Source organism: Bacillus sp. ISL-18, from assembly GCF_018613415.1.
Lineage (GTDB): Bacteria > Bacillota > Bacilli > Bacillales > Cytobacillaceae > Neobacillus.
Window position 1 is genome coordinate 155,782 of sequence record NZ_JAGGQG010000011.1, and the last position, 22,325, is coordinate 178,106.

17 protein-coding genes are annotated in these 22,325 nt (G+C 39.4%); 15 read left to right on the plus strand and 2 right to left on the minus strand.

The window, feature by feature from the left end:
- The first annotated feature begins 8 nt into the window (after positions 1 to 8).
- The 6 genes from J7E81_RS18370 to J7E81_RS18395 all read left to right on the plus strand — a co-directional run bounded on the left by J7E81_RS18370 (position 9) and on the right by J7E81_RS18395 (position 8,311).
- The gene (locus J7E81_RS18370; RefSeq protein WP_215044667.1) at positions 9 to 911 is read left to right on the plus strand and encodes a fumarylacetoacetate hydrolase family protein; all 903 of its coding nucleotides are present in this window, start codon (positions 9 to 11) and stop codon (positions 909 to 911) included.
- 34 nt (positions 912 to 945) lie between these two features.
- Complete coding sequence (gene gucD / locus J7E81_RS18375; protein ID WP_215044669.1) at positions 946 to 2,412, plus strand: alpha-ketoglutaric semialdehyde dehydrogenase GucD; 1,467 nt, start codon at positions 946 to 948, stop codon at positions 2,410 to 2,412.
- Between the two features lie 194 nt (positions 2,413 to 2,606).
- Complete coding sequence (locus J7E81_RS18380; RefSeq protein ID WP_374104065.1) at positions 2,607 to 4,760, plus strand: dihydroxy-acid dehydratase domain-containing protein; 2,154 nt, start codon at positions 2,607 to 2,609, stop codon at positions 4,758 to 4,760.
- 126 nt (positions 4,761 to 4,886) lie between these two features.
- Positions 4,887 to 5,777: a phytanoyl-CoA dioxygenase family protein gene (locus J7E81_RS18385; RefSeq protein ID WP_215044673.1), complete on the plus strand. Its 891-nt coding sequence runs from the start codon at positions 4,887 to 4,889 to the stop codon at positions 5,775 to 5,777.
- A 254-nt stretch (positions 5,778 to 6,031) separates the two neighbouring features.
- Positions 6,032 to 6,910, plus strand: a complete 879-nt coding sequence (locus J7E81_RS18390; RefSeq protein ID WP_215044675.1) for an AraC family transcriptional regulator — start codon at positions 6,032 to 6,034, stop codon at positions 6,908 to 6,910.
- Between the two features lie 120 nt (positions 6,911 to 7,030).
- The gene (locus J7E81_RS18395) at positions 7,031 to 8,311 is read left to right on the plus strand and encodes a glycoside hydrolase family 27 protein (RefSeq protein WP_215044677.1); all 1,281 of its coding nucleotides are present in this window, start codon (positions 7,031 to 7,033) and stop codon (positions 8,309 to 8,311) included.
- Between the two features lie 150 nt (positions 8,312 to 8,461).
- On the opposite strand, the gene J7E81_RS18400 is transcribed toward J7E81_RS18395, so the two are convergent.
- Both J7E81_RS18400 and J7E81_RS18405 read right to left on the minus strand, forming a co-directional pair.
- Positions 8,462 to 9,061: a YesL family protein gene (locus tag J7E81_RS18400; protein WP_215044678.1), complete on the minus strand. Its 600-nt coding sequence runs from the start codon at positions 9,059 to 9,061 to the stop codon at positions 8,462 to 8,464.
- Between the two features lie 174 nt (positions 9,062 to 9,235).
- Complete coding sequence (locus tag J7E81_RS18405) at positions 9,236 to 10,366, minus strand: GntR family transcriptional regulator (RefSeq protein ID WP_215044680.1); 1,131 nt, start codon at positions 10,364 to 10,366, stop codon at positions 9,236 to 9,238.
- 632 nt (positions 10,367 to 10,998) lie between these two features.
- Here J7E81_RS18405 and J7E81_RS18410 point away from each other — a divergent pair.
- The 9 genes from J7E81_RS18410 (at position 10,999) to J7E81_RS18450 (ending at position 22,278) form a co-directional block, all read left to right on the plus strand.
- Positions 10,999 to 12,357, plus strand: a complete 1,359-nt coding sequence (locus tag J7E81_RS18410) for an ABC transporter substrate-binding protein (RefSeq protein WP_251028732.1) — start codon at positions 10,999 to 11,001, stop codon at positions 12,355 to 12,357.
- A 144-nt stretch (positions 12,358 to 12,501) separates the two neighbouring features.
- Positions 12,502 to 13,392, plus strand: a complete 891-nt coding sequence (locus J7E81_RS18415) for a carbohydrate ABC transporter permease (protein WP_215044681.1) — start codon at positions 12,502 to 12,504, stop codon at positions 13,390 to 13,392.
- Between the two features lie 41 nt (positions 13,393 to 13,433).
- A complete protein-coding gene (locus J7E81_RS18420) occupies positions 13,434 to 14,318 on the plus strand; it encodes a carbohydrate ABC transporter permease (RefSeq protein ID WP_374104061.1) in 885 nt (294 codons plus the stop codon).
- A 108-nt stretch (positions 14,319 to 14,426) separates the two neighbouring features.
- On the plus strand, positions 14,427 to 15,893 hold the full coding sequence (locus J7E81_RS18425) for an arabinan endo-1,5-alpha-L-arabinosidase (RefSeq protein WP_215044683.1): 1,467 nt from the start codon (positions 14,427 to 14,429) through the stop codon (positions 15,891 to 15,893).
- A 203-nt stretch (positions 15,894 to 16,096) separates the two neighbouring features.
- Positions 16,097 to 17,695, plus strand: a complete 1,599-nt coding sequence (locus tag J7E81_RS18430) for a xylulokinase (protein ID WP_215044685.1) — start codon at positions 16,097 to 16,099, stop codon at positions 17,693 to 17,695.
- A 356-nt stretch (positions 17,696 to 18,051) separates the two neighbouring features.
- Positions 18,052 to 18,747: an L-ribulose-5-phosphate 4-epimerase gene (gene araD / locus J7E81_RS18435; RefSeq protein ID WP_215044687.1), complete on the plus strand. Its 696-nt coding sequence runs from the start codon at positions 18,052 to 18,054 to the stop codon at positions 18,745 to 18,747.
- Between the two features lie 111 nt (positions 18,748 to 18,858).
- Complete coding sequence (gene araA / locus J7E81_RS18440; protein ID WP_215044689.1) at positions 18,859 to 20,346, plus strand: L-arabinose isomerase; 1,488 nt, start codon at positions 18,859 to 18,861, stop codon at positions 20,344 to 20,346.
- A gap of 136 nt (positions 20,347 to 20,482) precedes the next feature.
- Positions 20,483 to 21,985 (plus strand): alpha-N-arabinofuranosidase, encoded by a 1,503-nt coding sequence (locus J7E81_RS18445; protein ID WP_215044691.1) that lies wholly within the window; start codon positions 20,483 to 20,485, stop codon positions 21,983 to 21,985.
- Between the two features lie 20 nt (positions 21,986 to 22,005).
- Positions 22,006 to 22,278 (plus strand): DUF6171 family protein, encoded by a 273-nt coding sequence (locus J7E81_RS18450; protein ID WP_215044693.1) that lies wholly within the window; start codon positions 22,006 to 22,008, stop codon positions 22,276 to 22,278.
- Positions 22,279 to 22,325 lie beyond the last annotated feature (47 nt).

Sequence of the window (22,325 nt, forward strand, 5' to 3'; positions counted from 1 at the left end):
GTGATTGGATGCGCATTATACGATTCTTAGAAGAAAACGGTTTATCAAGATTGGCTGCTATTACGGATGAGAATTTACTTTACGAATTGCCATTTGAAAACATCCTTGAATTAAGACAGACAGCAAAACAAAGAAAAGTCTCGATGGTTGAAATCATTCAGCAAGCGATCCAAGATACCTTGCCTAAGAAGGAAGATTTAGAACAGCTTCAATTACTCGTACCAATTGAGGCACAGGAGGTATGGGCTGCTGGGGTCACTTATCTTAGAAGCAGGGAAGAACGAAACTATGAAGCTACAGGTGGGAAACATACGGAGCCAACCATTTATGATAAGGTTTATGAGGCAAAAAGACCGGAAATTTTCTTTAAATCCACCAAAGAAAGAACAAGAGGAACAGGCGAAGCTCTCTGTTTAAGATCTGATTCTAGCTGGCAGGTTCCCGAACCTGAATTAGCTCTTGTCTTAGATGAGAATGGGGAGATTTTTGGATTCACAATTGGAAATGATTTGAGCTGCCGGGATATTGAGGGGGAAAATCCACTCTACTTACCTCAAGCTAAAATATGGAAAAATTCATGCTCGATTGGTCCAGCTATTCGTTTGGCAGAAACAGTTGAAGATTTTTATAGCTTCCAGATTACCTGTCGTATCTATCGAAATCAGGAAAAAGTATTTGAAGAAACGGCCCATACGCGTGACTTGCGAAGAACATATGAAGAACTTTCCTCCTATCTAGTAAAAGATAATATTGTGTTTAATGGGACTGTCCTTTTAACAGGAACAAGCATTGTTCCACCCGAAAGTTATACTTTACAAGACGGTGACCGTATTGAAATAGAAATTCCGGGTATAGGTAAATTGGTTAATCCGGTAGTAAAACAAGCAGTAAAACTAGTTGAAACAATTTAGTTGAAAAGATATGAACAGAAGGGAAAGGGTAGCTATGACAGTTCAAACTGAAGTAAAAACGTATGGAAATTTTATAGGTGGAGAATGGGTTCCAGCATCTACCAATTTGGTTGAAAAGAGTTATAGTCCGGCACACCGGAATGAAATAGTTGGGTACGTTCAAAGTTCATCAGCAAGTGATGTAGATAAAGCTGTTGCTGCTGCTCAAAATGCAAGTGCCCCATGGCGGAATTTATCTGGTGCTCAAAGAGGTGACTTCCTTTTTAAAACTGCGGATATCATGGAAAAGCGCCTGGATGAAATTGCTGAAACACTTACAAGAGAAATGGGAAAAACCTTTCCAGAAGCAAAGGGGGAAACGCTGCGCGGTATCGCCATTCTAAGATATTATGCTGGAGAGGGCTTACGGAAAACCGGTGATGTCATTCCAGCAACAGATAGCAAGGCGTTAATGTATACAACCCGTGTACCCTTAGGTGTGGTGGGAATTATCACTCCATGGAATTTTCCGGTTGCGATCCCTTTGTGGAAAATGGCACCCGCTTTAATTTATGGAAATACCGTTGTGATTAAGCCTGCACAGGAGGCTTCCGTCACTTGTGCTAAAGTAATCGAATGTATGGAGCAAGCCGGATTGCCTGCAGGGGTAGTCAATATGGTGACGGGGAAAGGTTCAGTTGTTGGACAGCGCATCATTGATCATCCTCAAATAAACGGAATCTCCTTTACTGGTTCCAATTCTACCGGTAAAAGAGTGGCATTTGGGGCCATTGAACGGGGTGCAAAATATCAGTTAGAAATGGGCGGGAAAAATCCGATTATTATTGCAGATGATGCCGACCTTGAGGAGGCAGTGGAAGCAACTATAAGCGGGGGACTTAGATCCACGGGTCAAAAATGTACCGCAACTAGCCGTGTCATTGTACAAGAAGGAATCTATGAAGAATTCAAAAAAAGATTAGTTGATAGAACAAGAGAATTAAAGGTTGGCGATGGCCTTGAGGAAGGGACCTGGATGGGACCATGTGTAAATGAATCACAGTTAAACACTGTACTTTCCTATATAGAAAAAGGAAAAGAAGAAGGCGCAACTGTTCTAGTTGGGGGCAACAGGCCATCAGATATTGAACTGCAGGATGGGTATTTTGTAGAGCCGACCATATTTGATGATGTTAAATCAGACATGACCATTGGTCAAGAAGAAATTTTTGGCCCGGTGTTAGCCTTAATTAAAGTTAAAACGATTGAAGAAGCAATCGAATTGGCTAATGACATTCCGTATGGCTTAAGTGCATCCATATTCACGAAAAACATTGGGAAGGCATTTCAATTTATTGAGGCAAGTGAGGCAGGGCTTGTTCGTGTAAATTATGAAACAGCAGGAGTTGAATTACAAGCTCCATTTGGCGGTATGAAGGCATCGAGTTCCGGAGCACGAGAACAAGGAACCGCTGCAATTGAGTTTTACACCTCCATTAAAACCGTATTTGTTAAGCCTTAATGAATAAGGAAAATTAGGTTATCAAAGGGGACTGTACATAGGTGGAAAGTATCCATTATAGTATGGTTTCCCTTTTATAAATGCATAGATTTCTAGAAAACGATTCTAGTGTTTTAATGAAAATTGTCTTGGAGCAGGAGGCTTTATATATGACCGGAAATGCAAATGATAAAAGGCCAATAATTAACAATCCAATTAACCCTTATCGGGAAAATGTCCAAGGGAAGGCAAATGAACCAATTACAGTGGCAGGACTATTGGATCGAGCCAAAAAGGTTCTGGGAGACTCATATCAAGGTTCAAAATCCGATTGGACATTAGGGGAAATATATAACCGTTTAGAAGAAAATGCACCTCGTATCGCCATTATTGGCGGCTCCGCCGACCATCCTGCCCATATTTTAGATTTAGAAACCGTTTCCCGCGCAGCTTTAAAAATTTGGGAAGAAGGCGGGGTTCCGTTTTATTTTAGTACACCCGTGATGTGTGACGGTACAGCCCAAAGTAATATGGGGATGTCTTATTCACTACAAAGCCGTAATGCCATTGCTGAGATTGTCGTCAATCAAATGGAAGCGCATTCCTATCATGGGGCATTTGTTATCCAAGGTTGTGATAAGCAGCCGTTAGGGGTATTAAGTGGTTTAGCTTTATTGGATCGAGTCCGGCGCTATCGTGGTGAAGCACCAGTATTTGCAACATTTGCACCTTCGCACGTTTTAAAGGGAGGAGAAATTCCGCAGGATTTACAAGTAGAATTAAAAGAAATTGCAGAAAGAGCATCATTAATGGGTGAACAGAATATTGCCGATGATCTTAACGATGCATTAAGTTTTATCTTACAATGTACATCGAATACACAATTTCAAGGAGTTCTTGCCCGAGCTGTTGAGAAAGGGATCATTACCCACGAGCAGCATAAGAATTATGAAAAGAGGCTTGCGATTAATACTTGTGACTCAGCAGGGGGAATATGTGCTTTTCATGGAACGGGAAATAGTTCAAGGGATTTGATGGCGGGCTTTGGGTTAGTGCATCCTAAACTTGAATTGTTAACAGAACCACCCACTTCAGATCAGCTAAAGCCAGCCATAGAATCTTTATTTACGATAGCAAATCGCCCGGAATGCAGTGTGGCTGAGTTGGTCGGTGCTAATATTGCTAATGCCATCCGGATTCATAGCTCTGGCGGCGGGTCCACGAACTTAATGATGCACATTGTTGGGGCAATGGTCTATGCTGGATATGACTTCAGTCTTTGGGATATTGAGAAAATTCATCAATCACATCCTATACCAGATTTATTTCATTACAGCCTTACAGAAGGCAGGGATATTTTCGTACTCGCAGAGCAATGCTGCTCTGGTCAGATTAGAGGAATGGAAACTCTTTTTTATGAATTAATTCGAAATGGAGTTCCGATGGATGTCGATGCTTTAACTGTCACTGGCCAAACTTGGAAGGAAAGGCTGAGTAATACGGAAGGACTAAGTGCAGATGGGGTTAAGGACAATCCAATCATCCAAAGTAAGCCGCTAAGAAAGTTCAGTGGAGTCGATGTGTTACGGGGGAACTTTTTTGAAAGTGCGGTTGTCAAAATTAGTGGGATGACTACTTATCAATTAGATCAATTTGATGATAAAGTTTCGTTTGTTCTTTATTTTGAAAATGAAGAAGATGCGAATAACCAATTATTAAATGACCAATTATTAGATGAACTAAGAGACCAGCAAGCATTTTCGCTAGAGCATTTGCTGCAAATGTGGAAACATAATCAACCAGAAAGTTATGGAGAAGCAGGTGCCTTATCCTATCATCAATTATTTAATCGAATGGTAAAAGATCAATGTTTGAAACTTACTATAATTATCGCTGGTCAAGGACCTGAGGCATTTGGTATGCCTGAGATGTTCAATCCGATGCAGCATATTAATGCCAATCGCCAACTCAAACGTTTAGCTACTCTAATCAGTGATGGCCGCTATTCTGGGGTTACTTACGGGGCAGCAATAGGCCACATGACTCCCGAAGCTTATAATGGCGGAGGGGTGTTATACCTAAAACAAGGAGATTTATTACACTTACGCTTCCGCGCAAAACGAATTGAACTGCTTGATGCTGAGAGTTTTACAAATGGAGAAATGAAACCTTACTTAGGTGATCTCAAGCTCGATAGAGGGACACTTGGAGAACAGAGGAAGGAAACCATGAAAAAGAGACAAAGAACGGTAGCAGCTTCTAACCGTCTTGTTGGCTGCACAAGTGCAGTTGAAGGAGTCGTACCGTTAGCAGTTAAGATGGATGCTGTCATACCATTTTCTCCTAGAATAGCTATTAGTAAGAATTAACCTTTTTCCTCTATATGAACATCAATAGATAAATTTGACTAATTAGTTTATGGAATGAAATTGTAACGGTTACATGAACAAATCTAGTATTTTATCAACTTATTTCTTCTTAAAGGAGTTGTTAGGATGTTTGGAGGAAAGGTTTTATCTCAAAATGATATTGAGCAATTCATTGAATTGGGATGGGTTAAAGTTCCCCAAGCTTTTGAGCGAAAGGCCGCCTTAAAGGCACAGGATTACTTGTGGAAGCAACTTGAAAAAAGAGGAGTTGAAAGATTGGATCGTACAACATGGACTGAGCCCATGCTTCGATTGAATGAAAATTACGATACGGAGGAGTTCCGTCTGTGCGATAGTGAAAGACTTTCCGATGCCATAGAAGATTTAGTAGGAACAGGTCGTTGGGTTGGCCGTGGCATACCAAATCGTTGGGGGTGGTGGCCTGTTAATTTTTCGGAAGGTTCCCATCTGGAATGGGACGTTCCAACTAATGGATGGCATTGGGATGGGATCCATTTTAAACATCATGTAGATAGCCCTGACCAAGGTCTGCTTTGTTTATGTGTTTTTTCGGATATTGGCCCCCGGGGTGGAGGGACATTAGTGGCAGAGGGCTCACATAAAGTTATCGCACGATACTTGGCTGAACAGCAAAATGGTGTAACTCTCGAGGATGGAATCCAAGCTGTGAACAAAGCTCATCAATGGTTTGGCAAGCTTACAGGTCAGGAAGGCACAAACTTTTCTTCAAGCAAGGATACAACCCGAGTTGATTACTTTATGAATCAAACGGTTAAGGTTGATGAGGTAAACCTTAGAGTAGTGGAAACAACTGCAGAAGCAGGTGATGTCTACCTTTGTCATCCGTTTCTCTATCATGCCTCTTCTCAAAATCATTCAGGAATTCCACGTTTTATGTGCAATCGGACAACTCCGTTAGGGGAGAAATTAAACTTAAGAAGAAGAAATGAGCCAGACTATTCACCTCTAGAATTTAGTATTCGGAAGGCTTTGTAAACTCAGCAAAAAGCCCGATTATTTGGTATCCCATCCATTTAATCGGGCTTTTTTTTCCTATTTGGGGTCTTTTACTCTATTATACTAAAGTAACACCACTTAGCCCGATATTTTAAACATTTATGATTGTGCATGGACTAAAAAGGAATCAACGTACAAAACATATTGACTACTAAATACGCATTGTTATATTTTTGAAACTGATAAATTAACATGAATATTTCAAAACCATTACTTTTTTCAAGGGGTTCTTTATGTCCAGTAAATATGGGGTCTATGGCTTTCGTTTCTTAGATACTCTAAATAGTTCCTTCTACCAGCTATTTGCCGTGGGGTATCAAAATATCACTGAATCTTCATATGATTGGGACGGTTTAAAACGAAAAGATGGCCCGCTTCTTTTGTTCCAATATACTATCTCAGGATTTGGAAATATTGAAATAGATGGAGAGGTTCATCAGGTCGTTGCAGGATCGGCGTTTATGGTAGAAATCCCAAGTAATCACCGCTATTATTTGCCGCCGAATAGTGAAAGCTGGGAATTTTATTTTATTTTAGTAAGACCAATAAATATACAAAAAGAATGGACAGAACTTATCAAGTTAATCGGCAATGTTCCCCAAATTCCAGTGGACAGTTCGCCTATTATTTTTTTAAAAAGTACGTATTTCGCCGCAAGCAAGAATCAGATCACCGATGGTTTTCGTGCTTCTTCTATAGTCTATCAATTTATTATGGAGCTTTTCCGGCATAGTACAGCCTATAAAAAGGAAAAAGAAATCTGGCCCGAAAAAGTAGTCCAAGCTGTCGGTTTTTTAGAGGAAGATTACGTTTCCCTGCAGAGTCTCGAAGAACTTGCAAACAGGGTGGAATTATCCAAATATCATTTTACCCGTCTTTTTAAAAAAACAACGGGACTGTCACCTATGGAATATTTAACAAAAGTGCGCATGGAAAAGGCGGTCAAGCTACTTCGTAATACGGATTTAACAATAGAAGAGATTGCAAGAAACATTGGATATTCCAATGGCAGCTACTTTATTAAGGTATTCCGGGAGTGGATTGGCTTTTCACCTGGGGAGTTTCGCCAAGGCAAAGACCTTGCTTATTTAAATGAGCTCAGGTTTGATTGAAGTAATGATTCAGTGAGCAATATTTTACAACAAAGGGCAAAATGTTATCGTAGATGTAGATGTCACAATTCCTTATTATTAATTTAAAGAGCAATGATTTAGTAGAAAGGAAATGAGAAAATGAGACATCATACATTTGCAAAAACCCCTCCATTAGGCTGGAACAGCTGGGATTGCTATGGAGCAGCGGTAAGGGAAGAAGAAGTAAAGGGAAATGCTGATTATATGGCAGAGTATCTTACACCATATGGCTGGGAGTATGTGGTTGTTGATATTCAATGGTATGAACCGGGCGCAGCTTCCTCCGTTTATCGTCCGTTTGTTCCGCTGGAAATGGATGAATATTCAAGGTTAATTCCAGCTGCCAATCGGTTTCCTTCTTCCGCTGACGGTAATGGATTTAAAGCATTAGCAGAATATGTACATAACCTCGGTTTAAAATTTGGAATTCACATTATGAGAGGGATTCCGCGTCAGGCTGTCCATGCCAATTGCCAGATACTAGGGACGAAGGCTACAGCAAGAGATATTGCTCACCCTAATTCCATTTGTCCTTGGAATACCGATATGTATGGGGTGGATGCATCAAAAGAAGGGGCGCAGGAATATTATAAATCCTTGTTCCAACTGTATGCTGAATGGGGAGTCGATTTTGTAAAAGTGGATGATATTGCAGCATCACGGCTGTATGACACCCATTTAGATGAGATCAAATTGATTCGTAATGCAATTGAAAACTGTGGAAGAGATATGGTGCTTAGTCTGTCTCCAGGACCTGCTCCATTGGAATATGCGGAAGACTTAAAAGCAAATGCTAATATGTGGAGAATGACGGATGATTTCTGGGATCATTGGAATCTGCTATACGGCATGTTTGAACGGTGTGAACAATGGAACGAATATACGGGGGCAGGTCATTGGCCTGATTGTGACATGCTTCCATTAGGGCATATTGGCATTCGTTCCGTTGATGGAGGCGGGGCAGACCGCTGGACTCGATTCACAAAAGACGAACAAGTGACGATGATGACGCTCTGGTCTATTTTCCGTTCACCGCTTATGTTTGGCGGAGAACTAAGGGACAATGATGAATGGACACTTTCATTGCTAACAAATAAAGAAGTGCTTGAATTAAATCAGAATAGCCACAGCAATCGACTGGTCTACCGAAAGGACGATAAAATTGTCTGGACGGCAAAGGATCAGGAGAATAACACTTACGCAGCGTTGTTTAATGCAACCGATGAAACCGCTGAAGTTGAAGTGACATTAGAACAGCTGGGACTTACGTCTAAAAAAAGAGCTAGAAATGTCTGGAGCCAGGAAGAGCTTGGTGAAATTACAGATGGATTGAAACAACAGCTGCCACCGCACGGCTCCATTTTAATAAAGTTAGTTTAATATTTACGAAGATGTGGAAGAAGGAGAATTCCATCGTTTGAGGTTACTTCATACAATTTTACAGTACAAGAGGGTGCCTCCAGATTAATACTTTGGAGGCATCCTCTACTTATGAAAAATAATAATGACTATACTTATGCATACAAGTATTTAAGACGTTTTAACCAATTGGATTTTGGTAAATACTCGGTGGCATAGAAGGTAAATACTATAGGCACCAAGACTAAAAATAAATAAAAAGGTTATCGGCCATTTATATAGAATAAGAGCCATTAATCCAATATAAAGGATCGCAATAAGAGTGGTCAGGAAATACCTAATGGAGAAAAACAGTGAATTTTTGATTGCATTGATCCAGCTCATCTTAAAATTAGCGATGGTCGGAAAGATAAATATGGTCGTTAGAAGAATTAAGATTCCCATTAAAAATAAAACCGGAAGCAATATATGCTGAAACGAGCCGACATTTTTCAACAACATCAAATCTAAAAAAAACAGGCCGCAAAAGATAATCCATAGAATTCCTAGGCCAAAACTTTGTTTAAAGTTTTCCTTGAAAAATTGAAAGAAGGGCCTGATCACACTATAGTCCTTGTGTAAGATCCATTGGCGGGTCACACAATACATTGCAACTGTAGCAGGAAAAATGGTTATGACAGGGATACAAAGTAACAACCATAGAATGTTTAACTGAAAGAACGCTGAAACGACTTCAAGTACGCGAAAGAATTTTCCATCATATCTAAACATTGTATTTCACCAAATTCCTAAATAGTTTGTTGTACCATAAAAATAGCATAGCTTACTAATAAATAAAGTCACTTAAAATGGAAAGCTATTAGACTAAATAAAGCCTTGTTAGTAAAAAGGAATCCCAAGGATGTTTGGGACTCCCTTTGTAGAAAGCGCACTCATAAAAATGATTTATGGATTTTTTACTAGCGCTGCTGTAGAATTCCGTACAACAAGCTCTGGTTCATAAATGGTGGAATGCTCATTGGTTCCCCGTTTTTCGACCGCAGAAACAATCCATTTTGCTGCTTCAATTCCCATATCCATTTTCGGATGGGAAACAGATGTTAATTTGATATCTGTTGCTTCTGCTAAGGAAGAATCATCGTAACCGACAATTGATACATCCTCTGGAACCTTTAAACCGAGTCCTCTTAACATAAAGATGACTTGTAAGGCGAGCTGATCATTATAACAAACGATTGCGGTCGGCTTATTTTCCTTCTTAAAAAACTCCTGTAATCGCTCTACAACATTACTATCTTTATCCTCCGTTGTATAGGTAATCACCATATCTGGAAAGAAGGAGAGGTTATTCTCTCTAAATGCGCGGATAAACCCTTGCATCCGATTGACACCTTGAAGGTCATCTGTTTTAAAAAGGCCAATTATCTTTTCGTGACCAAGCTTAATTACATGTTCAGTCGCAATAAATCCTCCATGTTCATCATTCATAATGATATGAGGGGGCATCAACTGCGAGTAATATTGGTTAATCATGAGATATGGAATATTATTTTGCTCTAATTGCAGGTAATATTGAATATTGGGGTTATAATTACTACTCCTTGTTGGTTCAACAATAAGACCATTTATATTCCTGCTCAGCATTGTCTCCAGACATTGTTTTTCTTTCTCCACATCGTTATCGGTACAAGCAAATGTTAGTGAATAACCTTGTGCTGTTAGATAGGATTCAATGCCTTTAATAATGGAAGGAAAAATATAGTCAGAGATGTAAGTGGTAATGACACCGATATTTTTTCCGTTTGTGTTTAATCTTTGAACCTTAGGAGATGCTTCTGCTGTTTGGGTGGATTCGAACATTTTATTGGAACAGAATGTACCAGCACCTTGTTCACGGTATAGCCAACCTTCATGAACTAAATCTCCAACGGCTTGACGGACGGTATGCCGGCTAACCCCAAACATTTTTACTAATTCATTTTCAGAATAAATTTTTTCGCCTGGTTGTACGGTCCCGCTTGTGATCCATTCGGTTATTTTTTCTTTGACCATATTATATTTTGTCTTCTGAGCCATTGGTTCACCTTCTTTCAACTTGTATGAAAAATCATTAACTTATACGTACAACAATTTTTATAACATTATCGTAACAAAAATAATCAAAAAAGACTATAAAAAAAATTTTAATTTGTCCTGTCCAAATTTAGTATATTTTTAAACGTGAATCAAGTTTATGTCGAAGTTTGGTTAAAAACTGACGAGTTGATGTGGGGAAATGGACCATAGTTATAATTGAGCTGGATCTTGTTCAAAATTCAGTTGAAAAAAAGCTAGATTATGAGGATAAAAGACTATCTATTAAACCCGTTTACACGTACGTACAAAAAATAAAAAAACTCAGAAAAATGATTGACATGTACGAACAGGTATATTAATATTTGGGATATAAGGAATACGCTTTCACAGTTTTACAAAAAACGATAAAAAAGTCTTCCGAAATATCGAACATAAGACCTAAAAATCTTACTTTAGAAGGCTTTTTAGGAGGGATTGATATCTAATCACTTTTACATGTCCGTACATCTAAATTTTAAAGAGTTAACTAGTTTACTAACATTAGCACTTTAATTTTTATTGAAAAGTGATTACGCTCCCAATGGTTTTAATTTTTACACCATTTATAAAACAATTTTATTGGAGGGATTTACTTGTTTAAAGCATCTAAAAAAATCAGTGCACTTTTATTGCTTGCGATTTTAGTAGTTGGCTCAATCCTTGCAGGTTGTGGGAATCAAGCGAGTAGTGGAAAAGAAGGCGGCAAAACACAGCTTACCTTTATGTTCCGCGGCCAGCCCAAAGAGTTAGCAGCTTATCAATCTACGGTTAAGAAATATGAAAAGTCACATCCAAATGTGAAAGTTACAGTTGTTTCTGTTGCTCCGGATCAATATGATACAAAATTAAAAGCTGCGATTGCAGGACACAAAATTCCGGATGTTTTCTTCTATAACCCAGCACAAGTTAAAGCATATGTAAACTCTGGTATCCTACTAGATATGACAAAGTATGTTGAAGGTTCAAAAGATGTTAAGCTGAGTGATATGTGGGAAAAAGGTGTAAACAAATACCGTTACGATGGTAAAGAACTTGGTCAAGGTGCAATCTACGGTTTACCAAAAGATATCAGTGGATTTGCACTAGGCTATAATAAAACCATGTTTGAAAAAGCAGGAGTTCCACTACCTGACAAAGATAAGCCATATACATTAGATGAATTCATCAATGTAGCAAAACAATTAACCAAAGATACAAATGGTGACGGTAAGATTGATCAATTCGGTACAGGATTCAACGTACAATGGTCATTACAGCCGATCGTTTGGAGTAATGGTGCTGATTTTATTGACAAAACACATACAAAAGTCACTATCGATGATCCTAAATTTGTTGAAGCATTACAATGGTTTGCAGATCAACAAACTAAATACAAAGTGACTCCATCTATCTCAGAAGCACAAACTCTTGACACATACCAAAGATGGATGAAAGGTCAATTAGCATTCTTCCCTGTTGGTCCTTGGGATATGGCAACATATGCTTCACTACCATTCGATTATGATTTAATTCCATGGCCCGCTGGTTCAACTGGAAAAACAGCTGCATGGATCGGTTCCCTTGGTATTGGTGTAGGAGCAACTACTAAGAACCCTAAAGCTGCTGCTGAATTAGCGACCTATCTATCCGCTGACCAAGAAGGACAAAAAGCACTAGTTGACGCTCAGATTCAGCTTCCAAACAGCGTGAAAGTTGCTGAAGAGTGGGCAGCAAATACTTCTACAAAACCAGCAAACAAGCAAGAATTCTTAGATATTATTAATGATTATGGCCGCAGCTTCCCAGGTGAGTTCACTTATACTAGTGAGTGGTATGATGAATTCTTCAAAAACATTCAGCCTGTACTTGATGGTAAGAAAACAGCTGCTCAGTATGTAAAAGAAGAACAGCCAAAAATGCAGAAACTTTTAGATGCTGCCATTCAACAAGAAAAACAATCTACAAAGAAATAATATCGATTTTGACATAATGTAAATGGTGCTAGTTTAAGAAAGTTTTGCTAGCGCCATTTATTCCTTTTGTCTAACTTTTTTAGAGATAAGTAATTTAGAGAAAGGGAAATGTACTTGAAAAATCCATTGAAAGGGTGGGGGAAGATGAAAACAGCATCCAAGCTGTATCGAACGGAACAAAGATACGCCTATTTATTTATTGCGGCACCGGTTTTAGGATTCCTCATATTTGCTATGGTTCCTTTATTGTATTCGATTTACGGCGCATTTACAGATTGGAACGGTTTAGGACAGATGAATTTTATTGGTCTTGAAAACTTTAAGAATTTATTTCATGATGAATATTTTTATAAGACTATGTATAATACCATCTTCATGATGCTGGGAATTCCGATTGGTATCGTTTTAGCACTTTTACTTGCTTTAGCATTAAATAGAGGAATTCCTGGAACAAATACCTTCCGGGTCCTTTACTATATCCCAGTTATTTCTTCCCTTGCTGCGATTTCGATACTATGGCAATGGGCTTACAATGGTGATTATGGTTTAGTGAACCAATTTTTAGAGCTGTTTGGCATTAAGGGTCCAAACTGGCTGCAAAATACAGCTACTGTTAAACCTGCCTTAATTATTATGACCGTTTGGAAGGGCTTAGGTTATACGATGTTATTGTATTTAGCAGCACTCCAAAGTGTTCCGAAATCCTTTTATGAAGCGGCTAAGTTAGATGGAGCGAATGCATTCAAATCCTTTTGGTACATCACATTACCAATGGTAAAACCAGTAACCTTCTTTATTATCGTGACAAATATTATTGGCGGTGCGCAAATCTTTACAGAAATTAACGTTATGACCCCGACTGGCGGTCCTGAATTTAGTTCCGCATCGGTTGTATTCTACATCTGGCAGAAAGCATTTGGTAACTTCCAATTAGGTTATGCGTCTGCAATGGCCTTGGTACTGGGACTTTTCATCTTTATTGTTACCTTAGTCCAGTTTAAGATCAACGAGAAGAATTCTTTCGATTTGGATTAAGAATTGGTGAATGAAAGTGTAATAGAAAGGGGCTATAAAAAATGGAAGTTGCTATTTCAAAAAAGACGGTTAAAGCAGAACCAATGTCTGAAAAGAAGAAAGATAAAATCACCAATATATTCATTTTTGTTTTACTAACAATTGGAGCCATCTTCATGATAGCTCCGTTATTGTGGATGTTTTCTACTTCACTCAAATCGAAGGAAGACGTCTTCGCCTTACCGCCAGTATGGATTCCTCATACTATTTCTTTTAGTAAATATACTGAAATCTGGGATATGGGGCCGCTATTATCAGGTATCGGCAATAGTTTGATTGTAGCTGTAACCGTCACGGTCATCGGAACGTTTACATCCAGCTTAGCAGCATTTGCTTTTTCAAAATTACACTTCGCTGGAAAAAATAAAATTTTCATTACACTCTTTGCTTCCGTTATGATTCCGTATCCGGTTGTCATGATCCCACAGTTCATTATGTTTTCAAATATCGGCTGGATTGATAGTCTGTTGCCATTAATTGTACCTGGATTATTCGGTAACATTTTTATGATTTTCTTTTTGCGCCAGTTCTTAACGAGTATTCCTAATTCCATCATTGAAGCGGCAAAAATCGATGGATGCTCTTATTTCCAAATCTTTTATAAGATTATCTTTCCATTAATCAAACCAGCAGTTGCGGCACAGTTAATTTTATGGTTCATGGGAATCTGGAATGATTACTTAGGTCCAATTCTTTACTTGAATTCACCAGAGAAACAAACATTGCAGCTAGTTATTGCAAACTTTAATGCGTCATACGCTATTCAAAGTGACTACCCGCTTATTATGGCGGCATCGATGGTAGCGTTACTGCCAATGTTAATCGTATTTATTATCTTCCAGAAGCAAATCATTGAATCGATTGCCATTTCTGGGGTAAAAGGTTGATTAGATTTTAATAAAAGGCAGTATAAGGGCACTTATTATCTAGTTTTGATAAGTGCCTTTTCTTATATCAAAATAATCATGTTGTTTCTTTATTTGGGAGAATAATGAATGAAAACTAAAACAAAAGGAATCCTTCTGGTTGTCTTGGCCGTTCTGATCATCATACCGGCTGTTATCTTAGGAATGAAACACTTCCAACCAAAGGAAAATGATTTTACAGGAATAAAGCTGCCTTCAAGCCCGGCAAAAACACCTGTTAAAAATGTGAATACAGATGTCCTTTATGATGAAAAGAAATGGACGACTAATTTTACGCATGATGGGGCTATCATTAAAGCGGATGGCTGGTATTATGTATTTTCTACCGACTATATGGTCGGTGCACCGCCCACTCCGGGCATCCAAATCAGAAAATCCAAGGATTTGATTCATTGGAAATTTGCTGGCCGCGTCTTTGACCAAGTGTCCCAAGAGGCATGGGATTGGACGCATGGAACCACCTTTTGGGCGCCAAGCGTGATCCGAATGAATGATCAATACTACCTATATTATTCGGTCTCCGAAGTAGGGAAGAGGAACTCATATATTGGTCTCGCAACTAGTCATAAGATTGAAGGGCCCTGGAAGGATGAAGGGCCAGTTTTTAAATCAAAAGAGGGCGACGGCAATACGGTGAATGCGATTGACCCAGATATTACGATTGATAAAAATGGCCAGCCATGGATGGTCTATGGTTCCTATTTTGGCGGTATTTTTATCACAAAAATTGATAAAAACACGGGGAAACTAGTAAATCCAAATGATCAAGGAACGCTCCTTGCCCAGAGGAAAGATATGAGTGCCGGCATTGAAGGGCCTGAAATTATATATAACAAAAAAACAGGTTATTATTATTTAACTGTTTCTTATGATTGGTTAGAAGACACATACAATGTGAGAGTTGCCCGTTCAAAGAACATTACAGGGCCATTTTTAGACTATAACCATAAGGACATGATCGACCCTAGTGATGACTCCTTTAATACTGGTAATAAAATAGTGGCTCCATATGCATTTGGAAAAGATCCTGGCTGGCTTGGAACCGGGCATAATGGATTACTTCAGGATGGAGAAAACTATTATCTGATTCACAACGCCAGAGCAGGCGAGGATAAGTATTGGTCGCATTTGCATGTAAGAAAAATGGTCTGGACCGATGATGGCTGGCCGGTAGTCTCACCAGAACGATATGCAGGTGAAAAAGAGCAAAAAGTAATAGAGTCGAATCTAATCGGAAACTGGCAGCAGATTGTCCTTAATCGCTTCGAAGATTCTATCCAAATTTCTACCAATCTTCAATTACTGCCTAATGGAAAAATAAAGGATGAAAAAGGGAAAAGTCGCTGGAAATTAAGCGGGCAAAACACACTAGAGTTGTCGATCTATGATCCTGGAAGTGCACCAAAGGACTATTGGAAATTTACGGTCAAAGTACTTCCCGGCTGGGATTGGGAGAACTGGAAAGGAACTTTGGTTTTTACGGGGATGAATCAGGAAGGTACTGTTATATGGGGAAAGAAAATAATAAATAAATAGTCCAAAAGATTAAATTAATAGTAAAAAAGCATTGAAAAAAAAATCGTAGATGGTAAAATTTAATTGAGTTATACGTACAAGTTTTGATGATTAAGGGAGTTGTAAGGATAACTGATAATATAATCAAGACAGCGGTAACAATGATTTGTTTTTATCGATCAAACAACAAATTAAAGATGTTTTTATAAATAGGGGGAAATGACATGAGTTTTGATGTAAGAAATGCTATTCAAAGTGGCAAAACCGTACTTGGTATTGAACTTGGTTCAACCCGAATTAAAGCAGTTCTCATTGGAGAAGACAATGCTCCAATCGCATCTGGAAGCCATGACTGGGAAAACAGCTATGTGAACAATATTTGGACCTATAGCCTTGAAGATATTTGGAAGGGCATACAAGACAGCTATCAAAAAATGGCTGAAGAGGTGAAACAGCAATATGGAGTCAACCTGCAATCAGTAGGGGCGATCGGTTTCAGTGCAATGATGCATGGTTATATGGCTTTCGACAAAGATGGAGAGCTTCTAGTGCCTTTTCGAACTTGGCGGAACAACATTACCGAGCAGGCTTCGAAAGTACTAACAGAACTATTTAACTATCAAATTCCTCAAAGATGGAGTATTGCCCATCTGTATCAAGCGATTTTGAATCAGGAAGAACATATTACGGACATTAGTTTCCAGACAACCCTAGCTGGATATATCCATTGGAAATTGACAGGAGAAAAGGTATTGGGAGTTGGAGAAGCATCCGGTGTATTTCCAATTGACTTGAATACAAAGAACTTTAACCAAACCATGATTGAGCAATTTAATGAATTGATTGCAGCTCAACAACTGCCGTGGAAACTTGAAGATATTCTGCCTAAGGTATTGTCAGCGGGGGAGAACGCTGGTGTACTTACGGAAGAAGGAGCAAAGCTTCTGGATGTTACCGGTGAGCTAAAAGCTGGTATTCCGCTTTGTCCGCCGGAAGGGGATGCAGGAACTGGGATGGTCGCAACGAACAGTGTGGCGAAGCGTACAGGCAATGTCTCTGCCGGAACTTCTGTATTTGCAATGGTTGTATTAGAAAAAGAACTGTCCAAAGTTTATTCTGAAATCGACCTTGTTACCACACCGACAGGTAACCTCGTAGCGATGGCTCATTCTAACAACTGTTCTTCAGATCTAAATGCATGGGTCGGATTGTTTGACGAGTTTTCAAAAGCGATGGGCATGGATATTGACATGAATAAATTATATGGAACTCTTTATAATCTAGCCCTTCAAGGGAATCCTGATTGCGGCGGCTTACTTGCATATGGCTATCTCTCCGGTGAACACATAACCCACTTTGAAGAGGGGCGTCCATTGTTTGTCCGTTCTTCTGATAGTAATTTCAACCTGGCTAATTTCATGCGTGTACATTTATTTACCGCATTGGGCGCGCTGAAGATTGGGATGGACATTCTTCTTAAACAAGAAAAAGTGGAACTAGATGTTATCCTAGGTCACGGCGGCTTGTTTAAAACAAAAGGCGTTGGACAGAACATCATGGCCGCTGCTCTAAATGTTCCTGTTTCTGTTATGGAAACGGCAGGAGAAGGAGGAGCATGGGGGATCGCACTGTTAGCATCTTATATGGTTAACAAATCCCAATATGAAACGTTGGAAGAGTATTTAAGCAGTCATGTATTTGCTGAAAGAGCTGGTACAACTGTGTCCCCTGTTCAAAAGGACGTTGAGGGATATGAGAGTTTTATGAAACGTTATACCAATGGACTTGCAATTGAAAGAGCTGCCATAGACAATTTAAAGTAAATCGTAAAAACGCAAATTAATTTTAAAAATACCATTGAAAAAAAACAGATAGATGGTAAAATTTAATCAAGGTTATACGTACAAGTTGGAGTTGTTGGCATAACTTATCGATAAGATTGTCAATATTATTAATTATCTTGTACGTATCATAATTATATTTTCATAGAATGACTGACTTAGCTATTCATCATCCTTAGATTAAGAAAATATTTTTTTAGATTTGTAAACGTATTCTTATTAAGGAATGTGATTTTCATTGAATAGGCCTGCCTATAATCAACTTTGATCGCAGCGAGAACAATGTGAAGAAAATGATTTAGAAAAAGTTCAATAGAGAAGAGGGAGGAAGAAACCGTATGTTAGAACGTTTGAAAAAAGAGGTCCTAGAAGCAAACTTAGCGCTTCCGGAGCATGGTTTAGTTACGTTTACTTGGGGAAATGTGAGCGGAATTGACCGTGAAACAGGCCTTGTTGTGATTAAACCGAGTGGTGTTCCGTATGATGAGTTACAAATTGATGATCTAGTTGTCTTAGATTTAGATGGAAACATCGTGGAAGGGAGTTTAAGACCTTCTTCCGATACACCAACACACCTTGCCTTGTATCGGGCCTTCCCGCAAATTGGAGGAATTGTTCATACTCACTCCCCAGGTGCGACAAGCTGGGCGCAAGCAGGGCGTCCAATTCCGGCACTCGGAACCACACATGCGGACTACTTTTACGGAGAAATCCCTTGTACGCGCACGTTGACTCAAGAAGAAATTGACAGGGGCTATGAGCTTGAAACGGGAAATGTCATTATTGAGACATTTGAAAAGGAAGGCCTTGACCCTGTGGCCATGCCTGGAATTTTATTATCCGGTCATGCTCCATTTAGCTGGGGGAAAAATGCCAACCAAGCGGTCCATAATGCAGTTGTTTTAGAAGAAGTGGCAAAAATGGCCTTAAACACATTTACGCTTAATCCGCAAATGAAGCCGATCGATCAATTCTTGCTTGATAAACATTATCTCCGTAAGCATGGTGCTAACGCTTATTACGGACAGAAGTAGTCTAACAGAATACTAAATGCCACTACTCCCGGATAACTTGTACGGATGATTAAAAATACAGTACAAATTTAATAAATTACTATCATATTTCCATACTTAGGAGGAATTGCAGTGTTAACTACAAAAGCATATGAATTCTGGTTTGTAACAGGAAGTCAATTATTATACGGAGAAGATGTACTTCGCCAAGTGGAAGAAAACTCAAAAACAATTGTAAAGGGTTTGGATAGTGATCCGTCTGTTTCCTATAAATTAATTTTTAAATCAGTAGTAAAAGATTCTGATTCTATCCGCAAATTGATTCTAGAAGCGAATGCGGATGAAAACTGTGCAGGCATCATTACTTGGATGCACACCTTCTCACCATCAAAAATGTGGATCGCAGGTCTATCTGCCCTACAAAAGCCTTATCTGCACTTAGCTACTCAATTTAACCGTGATATCCCTTGGGATTCAATCGATATGGATTTTATGAACTTGAATCAAGCGGCACACGGTGACCGTGAACATGGATTTATTGCAGCACGTATGAATGTAAAGCGTAAAGTTGTCGTAGGTCATTGGGAAAACCCAGAAGTTAGAGAACGTGTTGGCAGCTGGATGAGAACTGCAGCAGCGTTTGAGGAAAGCAAAAACCTTAAAGTTGCAAGATTTGGTGACAATATGCGCGAAGTAGCGGTAACAGAAGGGGATAAGGTAGAAGCGCAAATCAAGTTTGGCTGGACCGTCAACGGTTATGGTGTAGGCGATCTTGTTCAGCGCATGAATGATGTAACAGAACAAGAGATTGACCAGTTAATGGCTGAATACGAGGAGCAATATGATATTACCCCAGAAGGATTGACTGATGGGCCGGTTCGTGATTCCATCCGTTATCAAGCTAGAATTGAACTTGGTATGAAAGCTTTCTTAACAGAAGGCGGTTATACTGCATTCACAACTACTTTTGAAGATTTACATGGTATTCGTCAGCTTCCTGGTTTAGCCGTACAGCGTTTGATGGAACAAGGATATGGTTTCGCTGGTGAGGGTGACTGGAAAACAGCAGCTCTAGTAAGATTGATGAAAATTATTTCAGGTAATGAAGGAACATCCTTCATGGAAGATTATACGTATAATTTTGAGCCAGGGAATGAAATGGTTCTTGGTTCTCACATGCTTGAAGTTTGTCCAACCATTGCTGCAACTCGCCCAAGAATCGAAGTTCATCCACTTGGAATCGGCGGTAAAGAAGACCCAGCACGAATTGTATTTAATGGAAAAGGCGGTTTGACAGCATTGAATGCAACGATCGTGGACCTCGGACATCGTTTCCGTCTACTTGTAAATGAGGTAGATGCGGTAGAGATTGAAAAGGATATGCCAAAGCTTCCTGTTGCACGTGTACTTTGGAAGACTCAGCCATCTTTAAGCCAAGCGGTTGAAAACTGGATCCAAGCGGGCGGAGCGCACCACACTGGCTTCTCTTATAAGGTAACAACTGAACAGCTTAGAGACTTTGCTGAGCTAGCTGGAATTGAGTTCCTAGTAATCAATAATAATACAAACACTCATGCATTCAACAACGAAATCCGCTGGAACAACGTTATCTTTCGTTAATTAAAAAGGTTAAAGACTACTAAATAAAAATAACAGGGCTATTAGAAAATAATAGCCCTAATGTTAAGTTGAGACATATTTCGATTGTCTTCAAAACGATTAGGAATCGAATCAACGTTTCAGAAAACATCAAAAAATGGAGGCGTTTTTTTTGGCAAACAAAGTAATTATCAACGCTGATGTTCAAAAAGGGAAAATAAATAAGAATATTTATGGTCATTTTGCAGAACACCTTGGAAGATGTATTTATGAAGGTATTTGGGTAGGGGAGGATTCCTCCATCCCCAATACAAAAGGGATTCGCAATGATGTATTAGCAGCATTAAAGAATATTAAAGTTCCGGTTCTTCGCTGGCCGGGCGGATGTTTTGCCGATGAATACCACTGGAAAGATGGTATTGGTCCTAAGGAAAACCGCAAGCGCATGGTTAACACTCATTGGGGCGGTGTTGTCGAAAACAACCATTTTGGTACACACGAATTTATGCTTTTGTGTGAATTACTAGAGTGTGAGCCATATATTTGCGGAAACGTTGGAAGTGGTACGGTTCAAGAGATGTCTGAGTGGGTTGAATACATGACCTTTGAAGGCGAATCACCAATGGCCAACTGGCGCCGTGAAAATGGCCGCGAGGAGCCTTGGAAATTAACGTATTTCGGTGTAGGTAATGAAAACTGGGGCTGCGGCGGAAACATGCGTCCTGAATACTATGCAGATCTATATCGCCGTTATCAAACGTATGTAAGAAATTACGGCGATAACAAAATCTATAAGATTGCCGGCGGCGCCAATGTCGATGACTATAACTGGACAGAAGTATTAATGAAAAACGCCCACTGGTTAATGGACGGACTAAGCCTTCACTATTACACGATCCCAGGTGAATTCTGGACAGGGAAGGGCTCTGCTATTGATTTCCCTGAAGATGAATGGTTTATCACCATGAAAAAGGCGCTTCATATGGATGAATTAATTACCAAACACAGCACCATTATGGATAAGTATGACCCACAAAAACGTGTTGGCATGATCATTGATGAATGGGGCACATGGTTTGATGTGGAACCAGGCACAAACCCAGGCTTCTTATACCAGCAAAATACCATCCGTGATGCGTTAGTAGCCGGATTACACTTTAACATCTTCCACAATCATGCAGATCGTGTTCAAATGACAAACATTGCGCAAACGGTTAACGTACTGCAAGCAATGATTCTGACTGAAGGCGAGAAGATGATCCTTACTCCAACGTATCATGTATTTGATATGTACAAGGTTCACCAGGATGCAGAAGTTTTAGCAGTTGATTCTTCCTTCGGTGCTTATGAGTACAATGGTGAAACATTGCCGCAGGTAACGGTATCTGCATCGAAAAATGCCGAAGGCAAAATCCATGTAAGCTTATGTAATATCGATCACCAAAACGGGGCTGAACTAGATTTAGACCTGCGCGGTATTATTGCAGCGAATACAAAGGTGTCAGGCACCATTATCACTGCGGACACGATGAATGCTCATAATACGTTTGAACAGCCGGATGTTGTGAAACCAGTTGAATTCACTGGTGTAGTGGTTGAAAATGATAAATTAGCCATCAAGCTTCCAGCTATGTCTGTTGTGACATTAGTAATCGAGTAAAAGAAAGGCGGGGAATTACGGTGAATCAAAAAAGTCTTTGTAAAGGCTGCGTAGAAAGTGTGATGGTGACAGAAGAGGTCATTCAGGAACTAGTAAAAGAAGCTGAAGAGAATCCAACTGTAATTGTTTCTGACGAGGTCTATCTAGTAAGACTGAAGACTTGCGAGAGCTGTCCTTCCCTGCAATATGGTACCACTTGTGCACATAGCGGATGTATCGTCCGCTACCGGGCCAAGTTTAAAAACAAAGCTTGTCCATTTGCAGGTAAACCCAAATGGGATAAAGTCAGTTAACTAGAATTTATAGGATATTCTCAAGTACATGATCATTCATTTTGACA